Below are 1,477 nucleotides of genomic sequence, written 5' to 3'. Positions count from 1 at the left end.
ACCTGTGTTTGTGGTAACAGTCGCTTGGGCCTCTCCTCTGCGATCCACTCCCGCTCCGGCCGCTTCCTGCCTTCACGGGCTTGGGCTCCCCTTCTCCCGAAGTTACGGGGACATTTTGCCGAGTTCCTTAACGAGGGTTCTCCCGCGCACCTTAGGATCCTCTCCCCGCCTACCTGTGTCGGTTTCCGGTACGGGCGCCCTCCGTCTCGCTAGAAGCTTTTCTCGGCAGTCTGGCCCAGACAACTTCGCCAAGGGTCTCCCCTCAGCTCCCCTTCACCTCTCAGGCTCTCGCAGTGCGGATTTGCCTGCACTGCACCCTACCGGCTTAGACGCGACTTTCCATCCTCGCGCTTGCCCTACCTCCTGCGTCACTCCTTCGCTCAAACGACTTCGGGCGGTACGGGAATGTTTACCCGTTGTCCATCGCCTACGCTTCTCCGCCTCGGCTTAGGTCCCGACTTACCCTGAGTCGACGATCGTTGCTCAGGAACCCTTAGGCTTTCGGTGGACAGGATTCTCACCTGTCTTTTCGCTACTCATACCGGCATTCTCACTTCTTACCAGTCCAGCTTACCTCCCAGTAAACCTTCTACCCAGTAAGAACGCTCCCCTACCGACTGAGAGGTGAGATGCACCTCTCAATCCCATAGCTTCGGTTCCGTGCTTTAGCCCCGGACATCTTCGGCGCAGCGCCACTCGACCAGTGAGCTATTACGCACTCTTTGAATGATGGCTGCTTCTAAGCCAACATCCTGGTTGTTTTTGTAGCGCCACATCCTTTGCCACTTAGCACGGCATTCGGGACCTTAGCTGATGGTCTGGGCTGTTTCCCTCTTGACTACGGATCTTATCACTCGTAGTCTGACTCCCAAGCTCTAAATGCAGCCATTCGCAGTTTGACAAGGTTCGGTAACCTTACGGCCCCTAGCCCTATCAGTGCTCTACCGCCTGCACTCACCACTTGAGGCTAGCCCTAAAGCTATTTCGGGGAGAACCAGCTATCTCCGCGTTCGTTTGGCATTTCACCCCTATCCACAACTCATCCGAGGACTTTTCAACGCCCACCGGTTCGGGCCTCCACGCATTGTTACCTGCGCTTCACCCTGGCCATGGATAGATCACTGCGGTTTCGGGTCTACAACAGCCAACTTCTCGCCCTCTTCAGACTCGCTTTCGCTTCGGCTCCGCATTTTCTGCTTAACCTCGCTGGCTGCTGTAACTCGCCGGTTCATTCTTCAATAGGCACGCCGTCGACTGCTTATCAGTCTCCGACTGCTTGTAGACATACGGTTTCAGGTCCTCTTTCACTCCCCTCCCGGGGTGCTTTTCACCTTTCCCTCTCGGTACTATGCGCTATCGGTCGCCAAGGAGTATTTTGCCTTGGAGGGTGGTCCCCCCTGCTTCCCACAGGACTCCTCGTATCCCGTGGTACTCTGGATCCCAACCGGCTGGCTCCGCCTTTCGCCTACAGGGCTTT

Annotated in this window: 1 rRNA gene (only partly in view); it reads right to left on the bottom strand. The window is 56.5% G+C overall.

What is annotated here, in order from left to right:
- Nucleotides 1–1,477 (bottom strand): 23S ribosomal RNA (locus TCARDRAFT_RS14385) (its annotated part continues 355 nt past the right edge of the window); the annotation flags it as partial.

The organism is Thermosinus carboxydivorans Nor1, assembly GCF_000169155.1.
Taxonomy (GTDB): Bacteria; Bacillota; Negativicutes; order Sporomusales; family Thermosinaceae; genus Thermosinus; species Thermosinus carboxydivorans.
The sequence above is the reverse complement of the archived record's forward strand: the minus strand, read 5'-3'. Positions and strand labels throughout refer to the sequence as shown.